At 60.1% G+C, this 26,356-nt stretch carries 23 protein-coding genes; 11 read left to right on the top strand and 12 right to left on the bottom strand.

Translation table 11 applies throughout. The features are described from left to right. Positions 1 to 52 precede the first annotated feature (52 nt). Entirely contained in the window at positions 53 to 871 is an 819-nt protein-coding gene (gene aroE / locus AB5I78_RS00115; protein WP_369302770.1) for a shikimate dehydrogenase, read from the bottom strand. Further along, positions 871 to 1,803, bottom strand: a complete 933-nt coding sequence (hemF, locus tag AB5I78_RS00110) for an oxygen-dependent coproporphyrinogen oxidase (RefSeq protein ID WP_145158446.1) — start codon at positions 1,801 to 1,803, stop codon at positions 871 to 873. Before hemF ends, aroE begins: the two co-directional genes overlap by 1 nt. A gap of 176 nt (positions 1,804 to 1,979) precedes the next feature. Between hemF and AB5I78_RS00105 the strand changes: the two genes are divergently transcribed. Then, a complete protein-coding gene (locus AB5I78_RS00105; protein ID WP_145158444.1) occupies positions 1,980 to 2,957 on the top strand; it encodes an NADPH:quinone reductase in 978 nt (325 codons plus the stop codon). Between the two features lie 132 nt (positions 2,958 to 3,089). Here AB5I78_RS00105 and AB5I78_RS00100 read toward each other — a convergent pair whose 3' ends face one another. The 3 genes from AB5I78_RS00100 to AB5I78_RS00090 form a co-directional block, all read right to left on the bottom strand. After that, entirely contained in the window at positions 3,090 to 3,647 is a 558-nt protein-coding gene (locus tag AB5I78_RS00100) for an L-threonylcarbamoyladenylate synthase (protein WP_369302771.1), read from the bottom strand. A 54-nt stretch (positions 3,648 to 3,701) separates the two neighbouring features. Next, positions 3,702 to 4,796, bottom strand: a complete 1,095-nt coding sequence (gene dprA, locus AB5I78_RS00095; protein ID WP_262206836.1) for a DNA-processing protein DprA — start codon at positions 4,794 to 4,796, stop codon at positions 3,702 to 3,704. A 63-nt stretch (positions 4,797 to 4,859) separates the two neighbouring features. Further along, positions 4,860 to 5,627: a peptidoglycan-binding protein gene (locus AB5I78_RS00090; RefSeq protein ID WP_369302772.1), complete on the bottom strand. Its 768-nt coding sequence runs from the start codon at positions 5,625 to 5,627 to the stop codon at positions 4,860 to 4,862. A 135-nt stretch (positions 5,628 to 5,762) separates the two neighbouring features. Between AB5I78_RS00090 and def the strand changes: the two genes are divergently transcribed. The 5 genes from def (at position 5,763) to AB5I78_RS00065 (ending at position 10,443) form a co-directional block, all read left to right on the top strand. Continuing rightward, a complete protein-coding gene (def, locus tag AB5I78_RS00085; protein ID WP_016970668.1) occupies positions 5,763 to 6,269 on the top strand; it encodes a peptide deformylase in 507 nt (168 codons plus the stop codon). 69 nt (positions 6,270 to 6,338) lie between these two features. Further along, positions 6,339 to 7,292, top strand: a complete 954-nt coding sequence (fmt, locus tag AB5I78_RS00080; protein ID WP_369302773.1) for a methionyl-tRNA formyltransferase — start codon at positions 6,339 to 6,341, stop codon at positions 7,290 to 7,292. Beyond that, positions 7,289 to 8,599, top strand: coding sequence for a 16S rRNA (cytosine(967)-C(5))-methyltransferase RsmB (rsmB, locus tag AB5I78_RS00075; protein ID WP_369302774.1), 1,311 nt, complete (start codon positions 7,289 to 7,291; stop codon positions 8,597 to 8,599). The genes fmt and rsmB overlap by 4 nt, the downstream gene beginning before the upstream one ends. A 21-nt stretch (positions 8,600 to 8,620) precedes the next feature. Continuing rightward, entirely contained in the window at positions 8,621 to 9,994 is a 1,374-nt protein-coding gene (gene trkA / locus AB5I78_RS00070) for a Trk system potassium transporter TrkA (RefSeq protein ID WP_106575983.1), read from the top strand. Between the two features lie 137 nt (positions 9,995 to 10,131). Continuing rightward, positions 10,132 to 10,443, top strand: a complete 312-nt coding sequence (locus AB5I78_RS00065) for a hypothetical protein (RefSeq protein WP_124416077.1) — start codon at positions 10,132 to 10,134, stop codon at positions 10,441 to 10,443. A gap of 136 nt (positions 10,444 to 10,579) precedes the next feature. Here AB5I78_RS00065 and AB5I78_RS00060 read toward each other — a convergent pair whose 3' ends face one another. Together AB5I78_RS00060 and tag are read right to left on the bottom strand one after the other, a co-directional pair. After that, positions 10,580 to 11,467 (bottom strand): lysophospholipid acyltransferase, encoded by an 888-nt coding sequence (locus AB5I78_RS00060; RefSeq protein ID WP_242200567.1) that lies wholly within the window; start codon positions 11,465 to 11,467, stop codon positions 10,580 to 10,582. Between the two features lie 40 nt (positions 11,468 to 11,507). Beyond that, on the bottom strand, positions 11,508 to 12,065 hold the full coding sequence (tag, locus tag AB5I78_RS00055; RefSeq protein WP_369302775.1) for a DNA-3-methyladenine glycosylase I: 558 nt from the start codon (positions 12,063 to 12,065) through the stop codon (positions 11,508 to 11,510). A gap of 81 nt (positions 12,066 to 12,146) precedes the next feature. On the opposite strand from tag, the gene glyQ reads away from it, so the two are divergent. The 4 genes from glyQ (at position 12,147) to AB5I78_RS00035 (ending at position 16,543) form a co-directional block, all read left to right on the top strand. Further along, entirely contained in the window at positions 12,147 to 13,100 is a 954-nt protein-coding gene (gene glyQ, locus AB5I78_RS00050) for a glycine--tRNA ligase subunit alpha (protein WP_003187265.1), read from the top strand. Further along, positions 13,097 to 15,151: a glycine--tRNA ligase subunit beta gene (glyS, locus tag AB5I78_RS00045; RefSeq protein WP_369302776.1), complete on the top strand. Its 2,055-nt coding sequence runs from the start codon at positions 13,097 to 13,099 to the stop codon at positions 15,149 to 15,151. Before glyQ ends, glyS begins: the two co-directional genes overlap by 4 nt. Further along, the gene (gmhB, locus tag AB5I78_RS00040) at positions 15,151 to 15,690 is read left to right on the top strand and encodes a D-glycero-beta-D-manno-heptose 1,7-bisphosphate 7-phosphatase (protein WP_177410061.1); all 540 of its coding nucleotides are present in this window, start codon (positions 15,151 to 15,153) and stop codon (positions 15,688 to 15,690) included. Before glyS ends, gmhB begins: the two co-directional genes overlap by 1 nt. Positions 15,691 to 15,772: 82 nt before the next feature. After that, complete coding sequence (locus AB5I78_RS00035; protein ID WP_145158426.1) at positions 15,773 to 16,543, top strand: 1-acyl-sn-glycerol-3-phosphate acyltransferase; 771 nt, start codon at positions 15,773 to 15,775, stop codon at positions 16,541 to 16,543. 181 nt (positions 16,544 to 16,724) lie between these two features. On the opposite strand, the gene AB5I78_RS00030 is transcribed toward AB5I78_RS00035, so the two are convergent. Continuing rightward, a complete protein-coding gene (locus AB5I78_RS00030) occupies positions 16,725 to 18,986 on the bottom strand; it encodes a CHASE2 domain-containing protein (RefSeq protein ID WP_369302777.1) in 2,262 nt (753 codons plus the stop codon). Positions 18,987 to 19,319: 333 nt separating this feature from the next. On the opposite strand from AB5I78_RS00030, the gene AB5I78_RS00025 reads away from it, so the two are divergent. Beyond that, entirely contained in the window at positions 19,320 to 20,045 is a 726-nt protein-coding gene (locus tag AB5I78_RS00025) for a response regulator transcription factor (RefSeq protein ID WP_145158422.1), read from the top strand. A gap of 102 nt (positions 20,046 to 20,147) precedes the next feature. On the opposite strand, the gene gyrB is transcribed toward AB5I78_RS00025, so the two are convergent. The 4 genes from gyrB to dnaA are packed head-to-tail and all read right to left on the bottom strand — an operon-like array spanning position 20,148 to position 26,356. Then, entirely contained in the window at positions 20,148 to 22,565 is a 2,418-nt protein-coding gene (gene gyrB / locus AB5I78_RS00020) for a DNA topoisomerase (ATP-hydrolyzing) subunit B (RefSeq protein ID WP_145158421.1), read from the bottom strand. Between the two features lie 4 nt (positions 22,566 to 22,569). After that, positions 22,570 to 23,673 (bottom strand): DNA replication/repair protein RecF, encoded by a 1,104-nt coding sequence (gene recF, locus AB5I78_RS00015; RefSeq protein ID WP_010565854.1) that lies wholly within the window; start codon positions 23,671 to 23,673, stop codon positions 22,570 to 22,572. A gap of 20 nt (positions 23,674 to 23,693) precedes the next feature. Next, entirely contained in the window at positions 23,694 to 24,797 is a 1,104-nt protein-coding gene (dnaN, locus tag AB5I78_RS00010; protein ID WP_083355987.1) for a DNA polymerase III subunit beta, read from the bottom strand. 38 nt (positions 24,798 to 24,835) lie between these two features. Next, complete coding sequence (gene dnaA, locus AB5I78_RS00005) at positions 24,836 to 26,356, bottom strand: chromosomal replication initiator protein DnaA (RefSeq protein ID WP_119741254.1); 1,521 nt, start codon at positions 26,354 to 26,356, stop codon at positions 24,836 to 24,838.

The raw sequence follows: 26,356 nt of genomic DNA, 5'->3' as shown, positions 1-26,356 counted from the left end.
ATCGCAGGCAAGCCAGCTCCCACAGTTTGACCGTGCCCACGTTGGCGTTGTGTTAAGCCAACTGGCGGCGTAGCTCAGCCAACACCGGCGCCGAATCCGGGCGCACGCCGCGCCACAGGAAGAACGCTTCCGCCGCCTGCTCCACGAGCATGCCCAGGCCATCCATCGCCACGGCTGCGCCATGCTCTGTCGCCCAACGGCAGAACGCGGTGGGTTCCTTGGCGTACATCATGTCGTAGCAAAAGGTCTTGCCCGGCTCGATCAGGCTGCTGGCAATCGGCGGTACATCGCCTGACAGACTCGCGGACGTGGCATTGATGATCAGGTCCACCGGCTCACGCAGCCAGTCGAAACCGCTGGCTGACACAGCGCCCAGATCGTCAAACAGCCCGGCAAGCAACTCGGCCTTTTCCACCGTGCGGTTGGCGATGATCAGCGCGGCAGGCTGCTCGGCCAGCAAGGGCTCCAACGCCCCACGCACCGCGCCGCCAGCACCGAGCAACAGGATGCGCTGGCCTTGCAGGTTCAGCCCGGCGTTCACTTTCAGGTCGCGCACCAGGCCGGCGCCGTCGGTGTTGTCACCCAGCAGGGTGCCGTCGGCCAGCTTGCTCAGGGTGTTCACCGCCCCGGCGCGCTGGGCACGGTCAGTCAGGCTGTTGGCCAAGCGGTAGGCGTCTTCCTTGAACGGCACCGTGACATTGGCGCCACGGCCTTGCTGAAAGAACTCACGGGCACAGCCGGTGAAATCCTCCAAAGGCGCGAGCAAGGTGCTGTAGTCCAGTTGCTCGCCGGTTTGCTCGGCGAACATGCGATGAATCAACGGCGACTTGCTGTGGCCGATAGGGTTGCCGAACACCACATAACGGTCCATCAGACGGCCGCCTTGGGCGCGGCGAGGCCCAGCCAGTCGCGGTCTTGCAGGAAGTAATCGGTGAGACGCGCTTCTTCGCTACCGGCCTCGGCCTTCCAGTCATAGCTCCAGCGCACTTGCGGCGGCAGCGACATCAGGATCGACTCGGTGCGCCCGCCCGACTGCAGGCCGAACAGGGTGCCACGGTCGTAGACCAGGTTGAATTCGACGTAGCGCCCTCGGCGGAACTCCTGGAACTGGCGCTGCTGTTCGGTGTAAGCCAGGGCCTTGCGGCGCTGCACAATCGGCAGGTAGGCGTCGATGTACGCATCGCCGATGGCGCGGATGAAGGCGAAGCAGGTGTCGAAGTCCCACTCGTTCAAATCGTCGAAGAACAGGCCGCCGATGCCGCGCGGTTCGTTACGGTGTTTGATATGGAAATACGTATCGCACCAGGCTTTGTAGCGCGAGTACACGTCCGGGCCGAATCGCGCACAGGCCTGCTCGGCAACGCGGTGCCAGTGGATGCAGTCTTCCTCGTTGCCGTAGTAGGGCGTGAGGTCGAAGCCGCCGCCGAACCACCACACCGGTTCTTCGCCTTCTTTTTCGGCGATGAAAAAGCGCACATTGGCGTGGGACGTCGGTACATGCGGGTTGTGCGGGTGGATCACCAACGACACGCCCAAGGCTTCAAACCCGCGACCGGCCAGCTCAGGGCGATGCGCACTGGCGGACGGTGGGAGACCGCTGCCGAACACGTGGGAAAAGTTAACGCCGCCTTTTTCGATGACCGTACCGTTTTCGATCACACGGGTGCGACCGCCGCCACCGGCAGGCCGGGTCCAGGCGTCTTCGATAAAGCGAGTGTCCGTCTCGAAGGTTTCCAGGGCGCTGCAAATACGGTCTTGCAGGTCGAGCAGGTAGGCTTTAACAGCCTCGGTGCGGGTAGTCATGGCATCACCTTGAATCGGGCAAAGCTACGCGAGGCCATGCGGCGTCGGCGGCAAATGGGCGCACAGGATACCACTGCACTTACGTGGCACTGCACTTAGGTGCGCCGCAGTTGACGAAGATCAAGCATAGGAGTGGGATAGAGGGCTACGCGAATTCGACCTCAGGAGAAGTGCAGATGGCCAAACGTATCCAGTTCAGCGCCCATGGCGGCCCCGAAGTGCTTGAGTATGTGGACTACACGCCGGCAGCGCCTGGCCCGCAGCAGGTTCGTGTGCGCAATGAAGCCATTGGCCTGAATTTTATCGACACCTACTTCCGCAGCGGCCTTTACGCGCCGCCGGCCCTGCCATCGGGCCTGGGCGCAGAGGGCGCCGGTGTGGTCGATGCCGTGGGCAGCGAGGTCACGCAATTCAAAGTCGGCGACCGTGTGGCCTACGGCAGCGGCCCGCTGGGCGCCTACAGCGAATTGCACGTGCTGCCCGCCGCCAACCTGGTGCACCTGCCGGACGACATCAGCTTCGAACAGGCTGCCGGTGCGATGCTCAAAGGCCTGACCGTGCAATACCTCCTGCGTCAAACCTACGAATTGAAGGGCGGCGAAACCATTCTGTTCCACGCTGCTGCCGGTGGTGTGGGTTCACTGGCCTGCCAATGGGCCAAGGCCTTGGGCGTGAAGTTGATCGGCACGGTGAGTTCACCGGAAAAGGCCGCCTTGGCCAAATCCCTCGGCGCCTGGGAAACCATCGACTACAGCAAGGAAAACGTCGCACAACGCGTACTTGAATTGACCGACGGCAAAAAAGTCCCGGTGGTGTACGACGGCGTTGGCAAGGACACCTGGCTGACCTCGCTGGACAGCGTGGCGCCACGTGGGCTGGTGGTGAGTTTTGGTAATGCGTCGGGCGCGGTGGATGGGGTGAACCTGGGGATTCTGGCGGCGAAGGGTTCGCTGTATGTCACCCGGCCGACCTTGGCGACTTACGCCAGCAACCCGAAAGACTTGCAGGCGATGGCGGATGATTTGTTCTCGATGATCAAGAGCGGCAAGGTGCGCATTGATATCAACCAGCGGTTTTCGCTGGCGGACGCGGCGAAGGCGCAGACTGAGTTGTCGGGGCGGCGGACGACGGGGTCGACCATTCTGCTGCCATAAGGCGGTAGATCTTTTGAGGTTGTAAGGGCCTCATCGCGGGCAAGCCCGGCTCCCACATTTTGATCGCATTCCAACGGAAGGAACGCGGTCGAGTGTGGGAGCGTGTTTGCCCGCGATGGCCGCACCGCGGTCTCAGGAAGGCCGCACCACCTCACCCGTTGCCAAATCGCGAATCAGGCTCGGGTTCTTGCGCCCACCCAGGGCGCCGCCCAATACCCGATCTACCTGGCCACGGAAGTATTGCTCCACGCGAAGCCGCGTACGCGCAGCCGGGCGCCCTTGCGGGTTGGCCGAGGTAGAAATCAGCGGCCCCACCAGCGAGCACAAATCCCGCACCAGCAGATGATCAGTCACCCGCAACGCCACCGTGTCATGCACACCCGTTACCCACTCAGGCAGCAAGTCCTGATGGGGCACCAGCCAGGTATTGGGCCCAGGCCAGGTGCTGGCCATGCGCTCGATCCAGGTGTCCGGGAAGTCTTCAAAGAGAAAATCGAACTGGCGAATATTGTCCGCCACCAGGATCAGGCCCTTGTCCACCGACCGATTCTTGATCGCCAGCAGCCGGTCCACCGCTTCTTCGTTCCACGGATCGCAGCCAAGGCCCCAGACCGCTTCGGTCGGGTAGGCAATCACCGCGCCTGCGCGAATTTCCCGTGCGGTTTCCAGCACACGCCACCTGTTGACCATTACTCACTCTCCGGACTAAAGCTCTGCGCAGTTTACCGATCTTCTTTACAAAACCTAGCAGCGCGCAAGCCAGCGCCCGCTTTCGCAGATCACCTGGCCTTCGAGCTCAAGCTCGGTGAGGGTTGCCAGCACCTGGGACAACGGCCGCCCGCTGGCAATGGCCAAGCCTTCACTGGTGTGAGGCGCGGCGTGCAGCAACGCCACCAGCGGATGAGTGACCGGCATGGGGGCCGGACGGGACAGCGCCTGCCAGCCACGTAACCCTTCCAGAATGTGCTCGATGGATTCCACCAGCGTCGCGCCATCGCGGATCAATTGATGGCAGCCCTTGGCGCCAGGGTGATGGATGGAGCCCGGGATCGCGTACACCTCGCGCCCTTGCTCGGCCGCCAGCCGCGCGGTGATCAACGAACCACTGGCCATGCTGGCCTCCACCACCAGCACGCCCAGCGACAGGCCACTGATGATCCGGTTGCGCCGGGGGAAGTTGCCAGCTTGTGGCGAGGCGTCCAACGGGAACTCGGAAACCACCGCGCTGCCCTGGGCAATCATCGTGGCTGCGAGCTGTCGGTGGCGCTGTGGATAAAAGTTTTCAAGCCCGGTACCGAGCACGCCGATTGTCTGGCCGCCGACATCCAGCGCTGCCTGGTGCGCCGCGCCGTCTATGCCCAAAGCAAGACCACTGGTGATGACAAAACCGGCGCTCGCCAAGCTGCGGGAAAAGGCCGCTGCGGTGTCCATGCCGGGTCGCGAAGCACGGCGACTGCCAACCATGGCCAACTGCGGTTTTTCCAGGATTTTTGGGTCACCGGCGACGAACAATAACGGCGGGGCATCGTCGATCTGGGCGAGGAGTGCCGGGTAATCAGGTTGGTCCCACATCAGTAAATGCTGGGCCGGCTGCGCCAACCACGCCAATGCCTCACTGGCACCGTCACGTATTTCAGGGCTGCGGCGGGCATCGGCGCTGACGGCCGGCAACCCGAGGGAACGCCATGCACTGGCAGGGGCGCTGATGGCTTTTGAGGCAGAGCCGAAGGCTTCGAGCAACACACGAAAACGCTTGGAACCCAGTTCCGGCAGCCTGTGCAAGCGTAGTCGAGCTTCCAGTTCTGACGGGGAAATTTCGCTGCTGTTTATCGGATACATTTGATCATCCTTGACCGGAACAAGCTGTGGATAACTCTGTTGGTAACTTATTTAGCAGGCTATTTATTGTGTTTGTTGGGCAGTCTCGAATCGGTCCATGACTGCCAGCGAGCGTGAGGCGCTGAGAACCAGGCCATAACTGAGCTTTTCATAGGTGCGAAACACCAGCAGCGTGCCGGCGCGCTCATCAGGGAGTTGGGTTGCCGTGCCAGTGAGGGTGTCGCGGACCGTCGCGCCGGCTTTGATCACGGTGAGCAATTGGCCTTCAACCAGCCCGTCGCGCCGGCCTTTGTTCAGGGTGACGGCGTCCAGTACGCCAATCTGGGTGACGCCTTTGGGAATGTCGATGATGTGCCCCTTAACACAGGGCGCACGCTTTACGGGGGCCGACTCAACCGGAGGTTCGGCGCGCAGCAGCCGATCGCCGGGACGTACTTCCTGGGTGACTCGCTGCAACGCCAGCGTGGTGAGATCGCCGGCCATTACGAAGCGCGCGGTGCCGATGTTGTCGGCGTTGATGCCCAGCAATTCCTGAGTGTCGGGGTCGGTGTAGGCCTTGGCGCGGCGAAAAATTCCGTAATTGGGCTGTGTGGGGTCCAGGGCGCCCCTTGCATACACACGGTCACCATTGGCGCCCAGCACCCGGCCAGCATCGGCCGCGACAATGTAAGGCGCGTTGTCCAGGTCGTGAGCCGTATCGAGTATGCGGTTGTGCAGTAAAAAGGACTGGATAGCCTGCTGCGTTGCTGGTTCCAGGCGCTGGCCGGGCGGTGGGATCAAGGCCATCGTGAACGGCGTCCACAGCAGCAAGACGAGTAGCGATTTCCTCATGGGGTCAATCTCCTTTATTATGTGCGTTCGCGTGAAATGCCATAGCCTTCGCGGCTTTCGAACCTTTCACACCGGCTGCCTGGGTCCATCCCACCGCCGATTTGCCTCTACCTCACATGTGCAGCAATTACGCTTATGGCTATTTTGAACATCCTCGAATTTCCCGACTCGCGCCTGCGCACGATCGCCAAACCGGTGGCCGTAGTGGACGACAAGGTTCGTCAGTTGGTCGATGACATGTTTGAAACAATGTATGAAGCCCCGGGCATCGGCCTCGCCGCCACCCAGGTCAACGTGCATCAGCGCGTCGTGGTCATGGACCTGTCGGAAGATCGCAGCGAACCGCGGGTGTTTATCAACCCCGAGTTCGAACCGCTGACCGAAGAGATGGGCGAATACCAGGAAGGCTGCCTCTCGGTGCCGGAGTTCTACGAGAACGTCGAACGCCCGCTGCGCGTGAAGATCAAGGCGCTGGACCGTGACGGCAAGCCCTACGAGCTGATCGCCGATGGCCTGCTGGCCGTGTGCATCCAGCACGAGTGCGACCACCTCAACGGCAAGCTGTTTGTCGATTACCTGTCCACGCTTAAACGCGACCGGATCAAGAAGAAGCTGGAAAAAAAGCATCGCCAGCAAGCTTGATGCCCTTCTTCCAAAGGCTTGCTGCGGCAAGCCTTTTTCTTTTGTGACTGTTTTTAACCGAGACCTCCCATGACCGAGCCACTGCGCATTGTTTTTGCCGGCACTCCCGAATTCGCTGCCGAACACCTCAAGGCGCTGCTTGCCAGCCCTTATGACATTGTCGCGGTGTACACCCAGCCGGACCGCCCGGCCGGTCGCGGGCAAAAACTGATGCCAAGCCCGGTCAAGCAGCTGGCGCTGGAACACAACCTCCCTGTGGTGCAACCGCCAACCCTGCGCAACGCTGAGGCCCAGGCGGAACTGGCGGCGTTGAAGCCAGACCTGCTGGTGGTCGTGGCCTATGGCTTGATCCTGCCTCAGGCGGTGCTGGATATCCCGCGCCTGGGCTGCATCAACAGCCACGCTTCGCTGTTGCCACGCTGGCGCGGTGCGGCGCCGATCCAGCGCGCCGTGGAAGCCGGCGACCGTGAAAGCGGTGTGACCGTGATGCGCATGGAGGCGGGCCTGGACACCGGCCCTATGCTGCTGAAAGTCACCACCCCGATCACCGCCCAAGACACCGGCGGCAGCCTGCATGACCGCCTCGCCGAGCTGGGCCCGCCTGCTGTGGTCCAGGCCATCGCCGGCCTGGCTGCCGGCACCCTCGAAGGCGAGGTGCAGGACGACAGCCTGGCCACCTACGCCCACAAACTCAATAAAGACGAAGCGCGCATCGACTGGAGCCGCCCGGCCGTAGAGCTGGAACGCCTGGTGCGTGCCTTCAACCCATGGCCAATCGGCCACAGCACACTCAGTGGCGAAGCCTTGAAAGTGCTGGCCGCCACCTTGGCTGAAGGCAAGGGCGCCCCCGGTGAAATCATCGGCGCCAGCAAAGAAGGCCTGTTGGTCGCCTGCGGCGAGCAGGCGCTGTGCCTGACCCGTCTGCAATTGCCCGGCGGTAAAGCGCTTAATTTCAGCGATTTGTTCAACAGCCGTCGTGAGAAATTTGCCCTGGGCACGGTTCTCGGGGCGGTCGCTCAATGAACCCGCGTCTGGCCGCCGCCAAGGCCCTCGCCGCCGTCCTGAATGGCAAGGCTTCACTGAACAGTTCGCTGCCCACGCAGCTGGATAAGGTTGAAGACCGTGATCGCGGTTTCACCCAGGACCTGGCCTTTGGCACCGCGCGCTGGCAGCCACGCTTGTCGGCGCTGGCGGCCAAGCTGCTGCAAAAGCCGTTCAAAGCCGCGGATGCGGATGTGGAAGCGCTGCTGCTGGTCGGCCTCTATCAACTGCTCTACACCCGCGTGCCGGCCCACGCCGCCATCGGTGAAACCGTTGGGTGCGCCGACAAGCTGAAAAAACCTTGGGCCAAAGCGCTGCTCAACGCCGTGCTGCGCCGCGCTCAGCGCGAGAGCGAGGCGCTGCTGGCCGAGCTGGAACACGACCCGGTGGTGCGCACCGCACACCCGCGCTGGCTGCAAAAGGCCCTGAAAGCCTTCTGGCCTGAGCAATGGGAAGCCATCTGCGCGGCCAACAATGCGCACCCGCCAATGATTCTGCGGGTCAACCGTCGCCATCACAGCCGCGACACCTACCTGCAATTGCTCACCGACGCCGGCATCAACGCCACGCCGTGCGTGTACAGCGTCGACGGCATCGTGCTGGAAGCAGCCACCGACGTGCGCAGCCTGCCAGGCTTTGCTGAAGGCTGGATCAGCGTGCAGGACGAAGCCGCGCAACTGGCCGCCGACTTGCTCGACCTGGCGCCCGGCCAACGCGTGCTCGATGCCTGTTGCGCGCCGGGCGGTAAGACCTGTCACATTCTGGAAGTCGAAAAAGACCTCGCCGCTGTCGTCGCCGTCGACCTGGAAGCCAAGCGCCTGGTGCGCGTGCGTGAAAACCTCGCCCGCCTGGGCCTGAGCGCCGAGTTGATCGCCGCTGACGGCCGCGACACCGCCACTTGGTGGGACGGCAAACCCTTCCAGCGCATCCTGCTGGACGCGCCATGCTCCGCCACTGGCGTGATTCGCCGTCATCCGGACATCAAGCTGACCCGCCAACCCGACGACATTGCCGCCCTGGCCGTGCTGCAAGGCGAACTGCTCGACGCCCTGTGGCCGACCCTGGAAGTCGGCGGCATCCTGCTCTACGCCACGTGCTCGACCTTGCCCACCGAGAACACTGAGGTGATTCAAGCCTTCCTCGCCCGCACCAGCGGCGCGCGCGAACTGGACCTCGCCACCGCGGCCGGCATCAAGCAGCCCCACGGCCGCCAGTTACTCGCGCAAGAAGGCGGACACGATGGCTTCTACTACGCCAAACTGATCAAGATTGCCGCCGCGCGCGGCTAATGGGTTTAAGGGAGTGACCGGATGAAAATCATCATCCTTGGGGCAGGGCAGGTCGGCGGCACGCTGGCCGAGCATTTGGCCAGCGAAGCCAACGACATCACGGTGGTCGACACCGATGCCGAGCGCCTGCGCAACCTCGGCGACCGCCTCGACATCCGCACCGTGCAAGGCCGCGCGTCATTCCCGACGGTGCTGCGCCAAGCCGGTGCCGACGATGCCGACATGCTGGTGGCCGTCACCAACAGTGACGAGACCAATATGGTCGCCTGCCAGGTCGCCCACACCCTGTTTCACACCCCGACCAAAATCGCCCGTGTCCGTGAGGCGGCTTACCTGACCCGTGCAGGGCTTTTCGACAACGACGCGATTCCAGTGGACGTGCTGATCAGCCCTGAACAAGTGGTGACTCACTACATCAAGCGCCTGATCGAAATTCCGGGCGCCTTGCAGGTGATCGACTTTGCCGAGGGCAAAGCGCAATTGGTCGCCGTTAAAGCCTATTACGGCGGTCCGCTGGTGGGCCAGCAACTGCGCCAGTTGCGCGAGCACATGCCGAATGTGGAAACCCGCGTGGCGGCGATTTTCCGGCGCGACCGGCCGATCCTGCCCCAGGGCGATACCGTGATCGAGGCCGACGACGAAGTATTTTTCATCGCCGCCAAAGCGAATATTCGCGCGGTCATGAGCGAAATGCGTCGGCTGGACGAGACCTACAAACGCATCGTCATCGCCGGCGGTGGGCAGATCGGCGAGCGCTTGGCCGAGGCCATCGAAAGCCGCTACCAGGTGAAGATCATCGAGATGAACCCGGCGCGCTGCCGGCATTTGTCCGACACCCTCGACAGCACCGTCGTACTGCAAGGCAGCGCCTCGGACCGCGACCTGCTAATGGAAGAGAACATCGCCGACGCCGATATTTTCCTGGCACTGACCAACGATGACGAGGCCAACATCATGTCCTCGCTGTTGGCCAAGCGGCTGGGGGCGAAGAAGGTCATGACCATCATCAACAACCCGGCCTATGTCGACCTGATCCAGGGCGGCGATATCGACATCGCCATCAGCCCGCAGCTGGCCACCATCGGCACCTTGCTTGCTCACGTGCGCCGTGGCGATATCGTCAGCGTGCATTCCCTGCGCCGGGGCGCGGCGGAGGCCATCGAGGCGATTGCCCATGGCGATTCGAAGTCGAGCAAGGTGATCGGCAAGGCCATCCGCGATATCGGCTTGCCGCCGGGCACCACCATTGGCGCGATCATTCGTGACGAAGAGGTGCTCATCGCCCACGACGATACGGTGATCGTCACGGGCGACCATGTGATTCTGTTTCTGGTGGATAAAAAACATATCCGCGACGTGGAGAAGTTGTTCCACGTGGGGTTGAGCTTTTTCTGATCAACACATTCAGGTGAGCCTGCCGTCGTCATCGCGGGCAAGCCCGCTCCCACAGGTGATCGCGTTTTTAACGCGCAAGCGGGCTTGCCCGCGATGACGCGATTGGAAACCTTACCTAGCTAAAAGGACACGCCACCATGCTCGAATCCCTGGAAAAAATGCTCGCCAAGGGTGTGGATAATTCATTGCTGCGCTTTGGCTTGGGCAAGGGTTATCTGGACGCGAAGGACAACGCCAAGGCGGCGGAGCATTTGCACAAGTGCGTGGAATTCGATCCGAAGTATTCGGCGGCGTGGAAGTTGTTGGGCAAGGCGCAGGCGGGGTTGGGTGATAGTGCGGCGGCGCGGCTGGCGTGGGAGAAGGGCATTGAAGCGGCCCAGGCCCATGGCGACAAGCAGGCCGAAAAAGAGATGACGGTGTTCCTGAAAAAGCTCGACCGCCAGGCCTGAATGGAGATCAAAAATGTGGGAGCGGGCTTGCTCGCGAAGGCGGAGTGTCAGTCACTGAATGTGTAGCTGATAAACCGCCTTCGCGAGCAAGCCCGCTCCCACATTGGTGTTGCATCGACCTTGAGTCAGTCGGGTATCAATACCAACGCGCCTCACCCGGCGGGCGCTTCTTGAAGCGCTTCATGCTCCACATGTACTGGCTCGGGTAGGCGCCGACATAGCGCTCCACCACCTTGCTCATCGCCGCGCAGGACGTGGCGGTGTCGGTGCTGTACATGTCTTCCGGCGCCGCTTCCAGAATCACTTTGTAACCCGAACCGTCCGGCAGCCGCAGCGCATGCAGGAACACGCCCACCGCCTTATGGCCCGCAAGCATGTTGGGTACAAACTTGCTGGTCAGTGCCTGGGTGGCGAAGAACGGCACAAAGATCCCGGCCGACTCAGCCGGCTCCGGGTCGGCGGGAATGCCCACCTGGCCGCCTTTGCGCACTTCCTTGATCACGCTGAGAATGCCTTCCTTGGTGGACGCCGCCACGCGGTTGCCCAATTGCACGCGCTGTTTTTGCAGCAGTTCATCCACCGCCTTGAGCTTGGGCGGGCGGTAGAAAATGATCGGTTTGCACTGGTTGCAATAAAAGTGATTGAGCACTTCCCAGTTGCCCAGGTGGCTGGTGATGCCCACCACGCCTTTGCCCGAGGCCAGGGCTTGGTGCAGCACTTCCAGGCCTTCGACTTCACGCACCAGGTCGATGGAGCGCTGGGCCGGCCAGATCCAGGCGCAGGCGCTTTCCGTCAGGGACTTGCCGATGTCCATCAAGCTCTGGCCGACCAGGCGCTCGCGGGCGGCGGGGTCCATGTCCGGGAAGCATTTGGAGAGGTTGATCCGCACTGTTTCGCGGGAGCGGTTGGGGGTTTTCCACATGATCCAGCCAATTGCCGTGCCGACGGCCTGAACAGCGCGCCAAGGCAACAAGGCAAACAACCGAAGAGCGCCTACCAGCAAGGCGCCTTTAAACTTTTCCACAGGTCACTCCTGATCGTGTGTGGTGCGCAAAGCGGGCATTCTAACCGGCGTTTGCCAAGTCCGCGTAACGGTCGCAGTCTTGAGTGTGGTCCATGACCATCCCGCTGGCCTGCATGAAGGCGTAGCAAATGGTTGGCCCGACGAAGGTGAAACCGGCTTTTTTCAGGGCGCGGCTCATGGCTTCAGCCTCGGGCGTAATCGCCGGGACCTCACTGCGATCCTTGAAGTGATTGACCTTGGGCACGCCGCCGACGAACGACCAGAGCAAACCCACCGGGTCTTCCAGCGCCAGCCAGGCCGCGGCATTGCGGCGGGTGGCGTTGAGCTTGAGGCGATTGCGCACGATGCCAGGGTCGAGCATCAGCGCGTCAATCTCGGCATCGCTGAGGCGCGCCAAGCGCTGTGCATCGAAGCCGAACAGGACCTTTCGATAATGCTCGCGTTTGCGTAAAACGGTGATCCAGGACAGACCCGCCTGGAACCCTTCGAGCAAAAGCAACTCGAACAGACCCTGCGCATCGCGCAGCGGCGTTCCCCACTCCTGATCGTGATAAGCCATGTACAGCGGATCTTCAGAACACCAAAAGCAGCGTGGCATAAGGCTCCAGGGGATGGTGGCGCGGCCGAATCGGGTATACTCCCGCTCTTTAAATCGCAGCCCAAGTAACAGGTGAATTTCGTGAGCCAGCCTACGCCAGCCGTGCGTACCTTCCAAGACTTGATCCTCGCCCTCCAGCAATACTGGGCCGAGCAAGGTTGTGTGGTACTTCAGCCCTACGATATGGAAGTAGGCGCCGGCACTTTCCACACCGCTACATTCCTGCGGGCCATTGGCCCGGAAACCTGGAACGCCGCTTATGTGCAGCCCAGTCGTCGCCCGACTGACGGCCGCTACGGCGAGAACCCGAACCGCCTGCAGCACTACTACCAGTTCCAGGTGGTACTCAAGCCTAACCCGGACAACTTCCAGGAGCTGTACCTGGGCTCGCTGAAACATGTCGGCCTGGACCCACTGGTGCACGACATCCGTTTCGTCGAAGACAACTGGGAATCGCCGACCCTGGGCGCCTGGGGCCTGGGCTGGGAAGTCTGGCTCAACGGCATGGAAGTGACGCAGTTCACTTACTTCCAGCAAGCAGGCGGCATCGAGTGCTACCCGGTGACCGGCGAGATCACTTACGGCCTTGAGCGCCTGGCCATGTACCTGCAAGGCGTGGACTCGGTCTACGACCTGGTGTGGGCTGACGGCCCGTTCGGCAAAGTCACCTATGGCGATGTGTTCCACCAGAACGAAGTGGAGCAGTCCACTTACAACTTCGAACACGCCAACGTCGACAAGCTGTTCGAGCTGTTCGACTTCTATGAAAGCGAAGCCAAGCGCCTGATCGAACTCGACCAGCCGCTGCCGTTGCCAAGCTATGAAATGGTGTTGAAGGCCTCCCATACCTTCAACCTGCTGGATGCCCGCCGTGCCATCTCGGTCACCGCGCGCCAGCAATACATCCTGCGTGTACGCACCCTGGCGCGTTCCGTCGCCCAAGCCTACCTGCTGGCTCGCGCCAAGCTGGGCTTCCCGATGGCAACCCCGGATCTGCGTGATGAAGTGTTGGCTAAGCTGGAGGCTGCACAATGAGTGCTCAAGATTTTTTGGTTGAACTGGGCACCGAAGAGCTGCCGCCCAAGGCACTCAACACCCTGGCCGACGCGTTCCTGGCCGGTATTGAAAAAGGCCTGCACAGCGCTGGCCTGAAATTCACTGCGAAAAAAGTCTACGCCGCGCCTCGTCGCCTGGCTGTGTTGCTGACCGCGCTGGAAACCCAGCAGCCGGACCGCAGCATCAACCTCGACGGCCCGCCGCGCCAAGCCGCTTTCGATGCGGAAGGTAACCCGACTCAAGCAGCCCTGGGTTTTGCCAAAAAGTGCGGCGTCGAGCTGAGCGAGATCGACCAGAGCGGCCCGAAACTGCGTTTCAGCCAGGTCATCACCGGCAAGCCGACGGCGAGCCTGTTGCCGACCATCGTTGAAGATTCCCTCAACGACCTGCCGATCCCCAAGCGCATGCGCTGGGGTGCTCGCAAAGAAGAATTCGTACGCCCAACCCAATGGCTGGTGATGCTGCTCGGTGACCAGGTCATCGACTGCACCATCCTCGCTCAAAAGGCGGGCCGTGATTCCCGTGGTCACCGCTTCCACCATCCAGAAGCCGTGCGCATCACTTCGCCCGCCAACTATGCCGCCGACCTGCGCGCCGCTTACGTGCTGGCCGATGCCAATGAGCGTCGTGAGTTGATCAGCAAGCGCACCGAAGAGCTGGCCCGCCTGCAGGAAGGCACCGCCATCGTGCCGCCAAGCCTGCTCGACGAAGTGACCGCGCTGGTTGAATGGCCAGTGCCGCTGGTGTGCTCGTTCGAAGAGCGTTTCCTCGACGTGCCGCAAGAAGCGCTGATCACCACCATGCAGGACAACCAGAAGTACTTCTGCCTGCTGGACGTGGACGGCAAGTTGCTGCCGCGCTTCATCACCGTGGCCAACATCGAAAGCAAGGACCCGCAGCAGATCATCGCCGGTAACGAAAAAGTCGTGCGCCCGCGCCTGACCGACGCCGAGTTCTTCTTCAAGCAAGACAAGAAGCAGAAGCTCGAAGATTTCAACCTGCGCCTGCAGAACGTGGTGTTCCAGGAAAAACTCGGCAGCGTCTATGACAAGGCCGTGCGCGTTTCCAAGCTGGCGGCCTACATTGCGCCGCGCATTGGTGGCGATGCCGCCTGGGCTGCCCGCGCGGGCTTGCTGTCCAAGTGCGACCTGGCCACCGAAATGGTCGGCGAGTTCCCGGAGATGCAAGGCGTTGCCGGTTACTACTACGCCCTCAACGACGGCGAGCCGGACGATGTAGCCCTGGCGCTGAACGAGCAGTACATGCCGCGCGGTGCCGGTGCTGAGCTGCCAACCACCTTGACCGGTGCGGCCGTGGCCATCGCCGACAAGCTGGATACCCTGGTGGGTATCTTCGGTATCGGCATGTTGCCCACCGGCAGCAAAGACCCGTACGCCCTGCGCCGTGCTGCCTTGGGCGTGCTGCGTATCCTGATCGACAAAAAGCTCGACCTCGACCTGACCCAGGCCGTGGTGTTTGCGGTCGGCCAGTTCGGTGGCAAGGTCAAGCAAGCCGGTTTGGCCGAGCAAGTGCTGGAGTTCGTGTTCGACCGCCTGCGTGCGCGTTACGAAGACGAAGGCGTGGATGTTTCGGTGTACCTGTCGGTCCGTGCCCTGCAACCGGGCTCGGCGTTGGACTTCGATCAGCGTGTGCAGGCCGTACAGGCTTTCCGCAAGCTGCCGGAAGCCGATGCACTGGCTGCCGTGAACAAGCGCGTGTCGAACCTGCTGAGCAAGGCCGACAACCTCGGCAATACCGAAGTCGACCCGTCCCTGTTTGCCGATGCCAAGGAGTTCTCGCTGAACTCGGCCATCGCCAAGGCCGAAAACGCAGTGAAGCCGCTGCTCGCTGAACGTAACTACGCCGAAGCTCTGGCGCGCCTGGCCACCTTGCGTGAGCCGGTGGATGCGTTCTTCGAAGCAGTGATGATCAATGCCGACGATGCCGGCGTGCGGAAAAACCGCTACGCCATGCTGGCGCGTCTGCGGGGTTTGTTCATCAACATCGCTGACATTTCCGTACTGGGCTGATCATGTTGAAACTGCTGATTCTCGATCGGGACGGAGTGATCAATTACGACTCCGACGCTTACATCAAGTCGGTGGCGGAATGGATTCCACTGCCCGGCTCGATCGAGGCCATCGCGCAGTTGAGCAAAGCCGGCTGGACGGTGGCCATCGCCACCAACCAGTCCGGCATCGCCCGTGGTTATTACGACATCGCCACCCTGGACGCCATGCACGCGCGCTTGCGCACGTTGGTGGCCGAGCAGGGCGGTGAGGTGGGGCTGGTGGTGTACTGCCCTCACGGGCCGGATGAGGGCTGCGATTGCCGCAAACCCAAGCCTGGCATGTTGAAAACCATTGCAGAACATTACAAGGTGCCCTTGGCTGGGCTATGGTTCGTCGGGGACAGCCTCGGTGACCTGGAGGCGGCCAAAGCCGTCGACTCTCAGCCAGTTTTGGTTAAGACCGGGAAAGGCGAAAAGACCCAGGCGAAAGACCTGCCGGTAGGTACTTTGATTTTTGACGATCTGGCGGCGGTTGCCGCAGAACTTATCAACAACTAGCCGCCCTCGACTTCCTGACCAAGGACTGTTCGGGAGTGCGCTTTTAACAGGCGGGCCGTGTCCCGCAACGGTAAATGCCGCCATGTCGATCTTGCAGGCCATCAGAACCTTTTTCTTTTACCTGCTGCTGGGCACCAGTTCGTTTCTCTGGTGCACCCTGAGCTTTTTTATTGCGCCGTTCCTGCCGTTCAAGGCGCGCTATCGCTTTATCAACGTTTATTGGTGCCGCTGCGCGTTGTGGCTGACCAAGGTGTTTCTGAACATCCGTTTCGAAGTAAAGGGCGCTGAAAACGTCCCGGAGCAGCCCTGCGTGATTCTGTCGAACCACCAGAGCACCTGGGAAACGTTCTTCCTCTCCGCGTACTTTTCGCCGTTGAGCCAGGTGCTCAAGCGCGAGCTGCTGTATGTGCCGTTCTTCGGCTGGGCCATGGCCATGTTGCGCCCGATCGCCATTGATCGTGACAACCCCAAGGCGGCGCTCAAGCACGTCGCCAAAAAAGGCGATGAGTTGCTCAAGGATGGCGTTTGGGTACTGATCTTTCCGGAAGGTACGCGTGTGCCTTACGGCACCGTAGGCAAATTCTCGCGGGGCGGCACCGCTTTGGCGGTGAATGCCAACCTGCCGGTATTGCCGATTGCGCATAACGCCGGCAAGTTCTGGCCGAAGACAGGTTGGGCCAAAAGCGCAGGCACCATCACGGTAGTGATTGGTGAGCCGATGTACGCAGAAGGCGAAGGGCCACGTGCGATTGCAGCATTGAATGACCGCGCTGCAGCGTGGAATGAAGCGCAGCAACGGGCCATGGGTTCATTGCCTCCCGAGCCTGTGGTGGTAGAGACGCCGGCGATTTGAGCTTCTGTGGATAACCTGTGTACGGTTTGTTGGCGAATTGCCGTTTTTGTTTCGTAAGAAGCTGATTTACTTACATATTTCTCAAGATAATAAAATCGCGAAAAACGTGCATAAGTTTTTTGCGCATTAAAAAACCGGTCTTTTTGACCGGTTTTTTATGCACAGCAGAAAACCAGGCTTTTCACGTATCGAGCAGGGGCAGTTTTAGGCTGAAGGTCGAGCCTTTGCCTAACTCGCTCTCGCACAGAATACGGCCGCCATGGCGCTCAATCACGGCTTTGACCATGGTCAGCCCCAAACCCAAACCCTCACTGCCCTGGGCTGAATCGAAGCGTCGGTACTGGCTGAACAGCTCCGGCAAATCCCCAGGCGCGATGCCCAGCCCCTGATCGCTGATGCGACATTCCAACCAACCTTGCGCGCTGCCGTGGCTCAGCGTGACGGTGGTGCCTGACGGGGAGTACTTGATGGCGTTTTCCAGCACGTTGAACAGCGCCCGTGTCAGCAATGATTGATCGGCTGACACCATGCCCTCATCCGCCTCATCCAAGTCGTGTACCAAGTGAATGCCCTTGAGCTGCGCGATCACTGCCACCTGGTCAAAGGCATCCATGACCAGCATGGCAAATAGCGTCGGCTGGAAGTGGTAGCCGTCGGCTTCGGCTTTGGCCAACTGCACGAAGGATTCGGTGAGGCTCAATGCGCGTTTCACCTGTTGTTCGATCTGGGCAAATATCGGTGAATCGCCGTTGTGCACATCCAGCAACGCCAGGATCGCCGAGTGCGGCGCACGCAGGTCATGGGACAGGAAGCGCAACATCGTCTCGCGGTGTTGTTGGGCTTCACGCTCCTTGCTCAAGTCGGTAAGGCTCAGCAGCCAGCCAAGGGCGACATCACCTTCGGCCGGCAGCAAGGGTGCCAGCTCCATGCGCAGGCTGCGCTGGTGGATATCACGGAACTCGATAAGCTGCAGCGCCGACAGGGCAGGGCGAACGCCGTTGTGCAGCGGCGGGTAGCCGAGGTCGGCGAGTTGTTCCAATAGATTTGTGGCCACCAGATCGTTGCCGAACACCTCACGGGCGACGCGGTTGGCCAGCAGGATGCTGCCGTGGGGATCGGTAATCAGGGTCGCCACCGGCAGGCACTCCAACCCGTCCGCCATAAAGCGCCGCGTGTCGCGCGTGCGGCTTACCGCCTGCTCAAGCGCAAAGATCCGCCCCTGCAACACGTCACCTTTGCTGGCGGGCGCACGGCGGCGCTCGGGCAGCACTTTGGGTTCGTTATCCAGGCGTGCCAGTTCCCAGCCGAAGTAAGCAAGGATCACGCTCAGGCGGCGCCAATTCCAGATCAGGTAGCTGAGCAGCAGCCCGATCAGACACGCTGCGGGTGACCACCAATGCCCCAGGCGTAGCAGCGCCCATGAGCCGAGCAGTGCGGTGACCATGCAAGCCAGGGTCATCCACAGTGCATAGCGCGGCCGATACAACAGCAGCCCCAGCAGCAACGCCACCAGCGATGCGGCCATCAATGCGGCAAGCCAGCCTGGAAGATCGACGATGCTGCGCCCCAGCAGCAATCCATTGAGGATGTTGGCCTGGATCTCCACTCCGGCCGTGGAGCCCACTGTGGAGGAGAGGGGCGTGACAAAGCGATCACCCATTCCATAGGCCGTGGCACCGACCAATATCAACCGACCACGCAACACGTCGGGCGGTACCTCGCCCTGTAATACGCTGACGTAGGACACGCTGGGAAAGTGACCCTGCGCGGTGTAAGGAACACGAACCGCGTGTTCACGATGCCAATGCTGACCGTCAGGTTCCTTGGCGAGCCCCGGCATGGGTGAGGTTTGCCCACTCAACGTATAGGCAAGCCATGCCAGCTGCGCAAGCGTGTTGCCGGGCGGGCCCTCGCGCATATACAGGCTGCGTACCACACCATCGTTATCGGCTTCGACATTGATCTGGCCCATGCCTTTGGCGCATTTGAGCAGTGGCAACAGTTGCTCATCCGCCGCGTCGGAACTCGCCGTGGGCAACAACACATTGCCGGCATTGCACACCGCGTCGGCCAACCGTTGGTCATCCGCCGCATCGCCGGGCTCGCTGAAGATCACATCAAACAATATGCCTGCCGGTCGAGCAGCACTGAGCCGGTCAATCAGGTCAGCATGCACGCTGCGCTGCCAAGGCCACTGGCCTAGCTTTTTCAGGCTCTGGTCATCAATGGTCACCAGCAGGATCCGTGGATCGACCGGCAATGGGGTCAGGCGACGAAGGCTGTCGTACAGCGGGTTATTGAGGGCCAGGCCTGGGCTCAAGGACAGGTAAACAGTGAAGGGCAGCAGAACCAGGCCAATCAATAGCCACTCGCGTATCAAACCGTGGAACAGCAGTTGTGCTCGAGTGGGTTGGCGTTTTTCGGATTTGCGCCACAGCATCACCGGGCCACCGTCGCAGGCGTGTAGAGGTGTCGAGAGTGGATAGTTGAACGCGCCATATGCCCCGGCCCCTCCCTGTTCGATATGAGCGGTGTACTGAACCCAGTGAAGCTCATATCGGTCTCACTGTTAGACTTTCCTGAGCGATTCATGCTGAACCTTTTCCTTACGGGCAGGAGTGGGTATCTTTCCTCCAAGGTATCGAGGTCTTCCAACGGATTAAAGGCTCTTTGATATCAGCGTATCGATAGATTCATGGTCCGCTGAATCTGACCACAATTATTCAGATTCGATGGCCGGCATTTGCGCCGTTTTTTTAGTAGAAGGGACCCACCCATGCGTGTCGCAATACTGGATGACGAGCCCGCTGAGTTGCGCCGGGTTGAGCAGACACTGCGACAGATTCCCAGCACCGCGGAACAGCCGTGGTCCGTGCATTGCTTCGAGCGTGGTGAAGACCTGCTACGCCAGCTGCGCCGGGAAACCTTTGACTTGCTGATACTCGACTGGCAACTGCCCGACATCACGGGTATCGCGCTGCTGCGCTGGACCCGCGAGCACATGGAGTCACCGCCCGCCGTGATCATGCTCACCAGTCGGGACGCCGAGAGCGACATCGTCACCGCGCTGAACAGTGGGGCGGATGATTACGTCAGCAAACCCTTCCGGCCCAATGAACTGAAAGCTCGGATCACGGCCGTGCTGCGTCGCCATGGTCTGCAAAAATCGACGGCCCATGAAGTGCAGAGCTTCAACGATCTAACCTTTGACGATGCTGAGCTGACCGTCACTCGTGCGGGCAAACCTATCAACCTGACTGAGCGTGAATACCGCTTGGCCAGTTGCTTGTTCGCCAATCTGGCGCGTCCGTTGTCTCGTGAATATCTGTACGAGCGGTTCTGGTCTCATGAGGAGATGGTCTCCTCGCGCCCGCTGGATACTCATATCTATCGCCTGCGCAACAAGCTGGGACTGACCGCCGACCGAGGCTGGCAACTGTTGACGATCTACGGGTACGGTTATCGGCTGGAGAGTGTGGCGGCGGTAAATTCGAGCCAATAAGTTCGATGTTCCACGTGGAGCATTGGAAAAACTGCTTTTTCAGACCCAATAAAAAAGGCCAACGCTGAGCGTTGGCCTTTTTGTTTTAGCAGGCTGACCTGATCAGAAGTCCAGGTTGGACACTGCCAAGGCATTGCTTTCGATGAAGTCACGGCGAGGTTCGACCGCATCACCCATCAGGGTGTTGAAGATCTGGTCTGCGCCAATGGCGTCTTCGATGGTCACGCGCAACATACGACGCTGAGCTGGGTCCATAGTGGTTTCCCACAGCTGATCCGGGTTCATTTCGCCCAGACCTTTGTATCGCTGAATGGTGTGACGCTTGGTGCTTTCTGCCATCAGCCAATCAAGGGCTTCTTTGAATTCCTTGACCTGCTTCTTGCGTTCGCCGCGCTGAATGTAAGCACCGTCGTCCAGCAGGGTGCTCAATTGCGCGCCGAGGGTAACGACGGTTTTGTAGTCGTTACTGCCGAAGAAATCGCGGTTAAAGGTGACGTAGTTCGACAGGCCGTGGGAGATCAGTTCGACCTCTGGCAGCCACACGTTACGTTCACGGTCTTCACGCAGGCTGGCTTTGTACACCAGGCCAGACTTCTCAACGGTACGCAGGCGCACTTCGTACTGGGCCAGCCAATCCTGCATCGCTGCGTGATCGCCCAACTGCTCAAGGCTGACGGCCGGCAGGTAGATGAAGTGCTCGGTCAGCTCCTGAGGGTACAGGCGCGACAGACGCTTGAGAGTCTTCATGACCATGCGGAAATCGTTAACCAGACGCTCCAGCGACTCACCAGAGATACCCGGGGCTTCGTCGTTCAAGTGCAGGCTGGCATCTTCCAGGGCCGACTGCGTCATGTACTCTTCCATGGCGTCGTCGTCTTTGATGTATTGCTCTTGCTTGCCTTTTTTCACTTTGTACAACGGCGGCTGAGCGATGTAGATATAGCCACGCTCAATCAGCTCCGGCAACTGACGGAAGAAGAAGGTCAGCAGCAGGGTACGGATGTGCGAACCGTCGACGTCAGCATCGGTCATGATGATGATGTTGTGGTAGCGCAGCTTGTCGATGTTGTACTCGTCGCGGCCGATACCGCAGCCCAGGGCTGTGATCAACGTGCCGACTTCCTGAGAGGAAATCATCTTATCGAAGCGGGCTTTCTCAACGTTGAGGATCTTACCCTTCAACGGCAGGATCGCCTGGGTGCGACGGTTACGACCCTGCTTGGCGGAACCGCCAGCAGAGTCACCTTCCACCAGGTACAGCTCGGAGAGGGCAGGGTCCTTCTCCTGGCAGTCAGCCAGTTTGCCCGGCAGGCCGGCGATATCCAGCGCGCCTTTACGACGGGTCATCTCACGGGCTTTACGCGCTGCTTCACGCGCACGTGCAGCGTCGATCATCTTGCCGACAACCAGCTTGGCTTCGTTCGGGTTCTCCAGCAGGAAGTCGGAGAAGTATTTGCCCATCTCCTGTTCCACAGCGGTCTTCACTTCGGAAGACACCAGCTTGTCTTTGGTCTGGGAGCTAAACTTTGGATCTGGCACTTTCACCGAGATAATCGCAGTCAGGCCTTCACGTGCATCGTCACCGGTGGTGGCGACCTTGTGCTTCTTGGCCAAGCCTTCGGCTTCGATGTAGGTGTTCAGGTTACGCGTCAACGCCGAACGGAAACCCACCAAGTGAGTGCCGCCATCGCGCTGAGGAATGTTGTTGGTGAAGCACAACAGGTTCTCGTTGAAGCTGTCGTTCCACTGCAGGGCGATTTCCACGCCGATGCCATCTTCACGCTGGATGTTGAAGTGGAACACCTGGTTGACCGCAGTCTTGTTGGTGTTCAGGTATTCAACAAACGCACGCAGACCGCCTTCGTACTTGAACAGCTCTTCCTTGCCGCTGCGCTCGTCCTTGAGAACGATGCCCACACCAGAGTTGAGGAAGGACAGTTCACGAATACGCTTGGCCAGGATGTCCCAGCTGAAGTGGATATTCTTGAAGGTTTCAGCCGATGGCTTGAAGTGGATCTGCGTACCAGTGGATTCGCTGTCACCGACGATTTTCATCGGCTCTTGTGGCACGCCGTGCACGTAAGTCTGTTCCCAGATCTTGCCGCTACGGCGAACGGTCAGAATCAGCTCTTCCGACAAAGCGTTCACTACCGACACACCTACACCGTGCAAACCGCCGGAGACTTTATAGGAGTTGTCGTCGAACTTACCGCCGGCGTGGAGCACGGTCATGATGACCTCTGCCGCCGAAACACCTTCTTCTTTGTGCACGTCTACCGGAATGCCGCGACCGTTGTCGCGCACGGTGATGGACTCATCCGGGTGGATGATGATGCTGATGTCGTCGCAGTGACCGGCCAACGCTTCGTCGATGGAGTTGTCGACCACCTCGAAGACCATGTGGTGCAGACCGCTACCATCATCGGTGTCGCCAATGTACATACCGGGACGTTTGCGTACGGCATCCAAACCTTTCAGCACTTTAATGCTGGTCGAGTCGTACGTGTTTTCTTCGCTCATGCCTTCACTCCCGATGGTCGTGGGTCTGGGTGATACGGCCTTGTTCCACGTGGAACAAAGCGACTGGCGTTTCCGTCTGCCAGCCTTCCCTCAATAATTCGTGGTCTACACAGGTAATGAATACCTGGCAGCGTAAGTCTTCCAACAAGCGGCATAACGCACGGCGGTGTTGCTCGTCGAGTTCGGACGGCAAGTCATCCACCAGATAAATACACTGACCGCGTCGGGCTTGGCTAACCAAATGCCCCTGGGCGATACGCAGTGCGCACACCACCAACTTCTGCTGACCGCGGGACAAGATATCCGCGGCATTATGTGCGCCTAATCTAAGACGCAGATCAGCCCGTTGGGGGCCTGCCTGGGTATGGCCAATTTGCTGATCCCGTTGCAAGGACGTGGCGAGCACTGCGCTCAGCTCACGCTCTTTATCCCAACCACGGTAGTAGCTCAGCGTCAGACCCTCGAGATCCAACAACTCACTCAAGGTCTGCTCAAAGACTGGTTTCAAGGCTTTGATATAGGCGCGGCGGTATTCATCTATTTCGTCGCTGGCCAGGCACAGTTCCCGGTCCCAGGCTGCTTGCGAAGCGGCGTCAAGTGTACCATGCCGCAGCCATGAGTTCCGCTGCCGCAGGGCCTTCTGCAGGCGCTGCCAAGTGGCCATGAAACGCGGTTCCACGTGGAACACTCCCCAATCGAGGAATTGCCTGCGGATCTTCGGTGCACCTTCCAACAGACGGAAGCTGTCGGGGTTGATCAACTGCAGAGGCAGGATTTCCGCCAACTGGGCAGCGCTGCGAGCATTTTGCCCGTCAATGCGAATTTGAAATTCCCCGCCGCGATCACGAGATATTCCCAGGCTGCTGTGTCCGCCTTCAGCCAATTCAACTTGGCCAAATACAGTGCATGCCAACTGCTCGTATTGAATCACCGGCAAAAGACGTGCACTGCGAAAAGAACGGGCGAGCCCCAGCAAATGAATGGCTTCCAGCACGCTGGTTTTGCCACTGCCGTTGGCGCCGTGGAGGATATTGATGCGGGGGGAGGGGGAGAAGGTCACCGGGTGCAGATTGCGCACCGCGGTGACCGAGACGCGACTGAGGGACATCTAGCTTCTGCTGAGCATGATTACAGGCGCATCGGCATAACTACGTAAGCCGAGTCGTCGTTATCAGATTCTTGCACCAGGGCGCTGCTGTTGGAGTCAGACAGAATCAGGCGAACCTGTTCGGTGGTCATCACGCCCAGCACGTCCAACAAATAGCTGACGTTGAAGCCGATCTCCAGCGAGCCACCGTTGTAGTCAACGCCAACTTCTTCTTCCGCTTCTTCCTGCTCAGGGTTATTCGCCTGAATTTTCAACTGACCGTTGGCCAGTTGCAGACGGATACCGCGGTACTTCTCGTTCGACAGAATTGCGGTACGGCTGAACGCTTCGCGCAAGGCCTGACGATCGCCGATCACCAGCTTGTCGCCACCTTTAGGCAGCACGCGCTCGTAATCCGGGAACTTGCCGTCGACCAACTTGGACGTGAAGGTGAATTCACTGGTAGTGGCGCGAATGTGGTGCTGGCCCAGAACGATGCTGACGTTGCCGTCCGGCTCGGTGAGCAGACGCGCCAACTCGAGGATACCTTTACGGGGGACAATCACTTGGTGGCGATCTGGCTGACCAATATCGGCACGCATGGAGCACATCGCCAACCGGTGACCGTCGGTGGCCACGGCGCGGATGATGCCTTCAGAGACTTCCAGCAACATGCCGTTGAGGTAGTAGCGCACATCCTGCTGGGCCATGGCGAAGCTGGTGCGCTCGATCAAACGACGCAGTTTGCTTTGCTCCAGGCTGCAAGTCAGCGAGCCAGGGCCTTCTTCGACGGTCGGGAAGTCATTGGCTGGCAAGGTGGACAGCGTAAAACGGCTGCGGCCGGCCTTGACCACCAACTTCTGCTCATCGACTTTGATGTCGATCAGCGCTTCGTTTGGCAAGCTTTTGCAGATATCCATCAGCTTGCGCGCAGGTACGGTGATCTCGCCCGGCTCAGCAGGCTCTTCCAGCTGCACGCGGCCAACCAGCTCGACCTCAAGGTCGGTACCGGTCAAGGACAATTGCTGGCCTTCGACAACCAGCAATACGTTTGAGAGCACCGGCAAGGTCTGTCGGCGCTCGACGACGCCTGCGACCAGTTGCAGGGGTTTCAACAGGGCTTCGCGTTGAATGGTGAAATGCATGGTCTAGTCCCTTGCCTTAATAAGCTGCGCTGGTGTCATCACGTAGTCAGTGTACGCAGCAGGTTCTTGTAGTCCTCGCGAATATCCGCGTCGGATTCCTTAAGTTCGTTGATCTTGCGGCACGCGTGCAAGACCGTGGTGTGGTCGCGACCGCCAAACACATCACCGATTTCCGGCAGGCTGTGGTTGGTCAGCTCTTTGGAGAGCGCCATCGCCACCTGACGCGGACGTGCCACCGAGCGCGAACGGCGCTTGGACAACAGGTCGGAAATCTTGATTTTGTAGTACTCAGCCACCGTGCGCTGGATGTTATCCACACTCACCAGCTTGTCTTGCAGGGCCAGCAAATCTTTCAGGGATTCACGGATCAACTCGATGGTGATATCGCGGCCCATGAAGTGCGAGTGAGCAATGACCCGCTTGAGCGCGCCTTCGAGCTCACGCACGTTGGAGCGAATGCGTTGAGCAATAAAGAAGGCCGCATCGTGTGGCAGATCGACTTTCGCCTGGTCGGCCTTTTTCATCAGGATCGCGACGCGGGTTTCCAGCTCCGGCGGTTCTACCGCAACGGTCAGGCCCCAACCGAAGCGCGACTTCAAACGTTCTTCTAGGCCTTCGATTTCCTTCGGGTAACGGTCGCTGGTCAAGATGACCTGCTGGCCACCTTCGAGCAGGGCGTTGAAGGTGTGGAAAAACTCTTCCTGAGAACGTTCCTTGCGGGCAAAAAATTGAATGTCATCGATCAGCAACGCATCAACCGAGCGGTAGAACCGCTTGAACTCGTTGATTGCATTGAGCTGCAAGGCCTTGACCATGTCAGCGACGAAGCGCTCCGAGTGCAGGTACACGACCTTGGCATTCGGGTTCTTCTTTAATAGATGGTTACCCACAGCGTGCATCAAGTGCGTCTTACCCAAGCCGACGCCACCATAAAGGAAGAGCGGGTTGTAACCATGCTTGGGGTTGTCGGCTACCTGCCAGGCGGCCGCACGGGCCAGTTGGTTGGATTTACCTTCGACGAAGTTTTCAAAGGTGAACGTCCGGTTCAGGTAGCTGGTGTGCTTGAGCGCACCTTCTACCTGCACGGTGCGCTGTTCGGCGCGTACCGGTGCTTGCTGCGAGCTGGCACCGGCCATTGGGTCGAAGCTGTCACGGGACGGCTCTTCATTTATAGGCGCGTTTTTCTGCGCCGATGATTTCGAAGGCGTCTGGGCAACGGGTGCTGGCGAGTTATTAACAGGCGCGGCTGCGGCCTGAGCCTGCGAGGCGCTCGCTGCCAACGGTGCATTCGGCGCGGCACGCGGTGCAGAGCTACGTTTGCTGCCTATTAATAGGGAGAGTACGGGCGCCAGGCCATTGCCGTGCTCATCGAGCAATTCGAGAACGCGGCTCAGGTACTTCTCATTAACCCAATCGAGAACAAAACGATTCGGCGCGTAGACACGCAACTCGTCGCCTTCGGCTTCGACCTGTAGCGGACGGATCCAGGTGTTGAATTGCTGGGCAGGCAGCTCTTCGCGCAAAAGCTCCACGCACTGCTGCCAAAGTTCCACTGACAC

This window comes from Pseudomonas sp. N2-3-1-14, assembly GCF_041228395.1.
GTDB lineage: Bacteria > Pseudomonadota > Gammaproteobacteria > Pseudomonadales > Pseudomonadaceae > Aquipseudomonas.
Note: the sequence above shows the minus strand (reverse complement) of the source record. Positions and strands in the feature narration are given on the sequence as shown.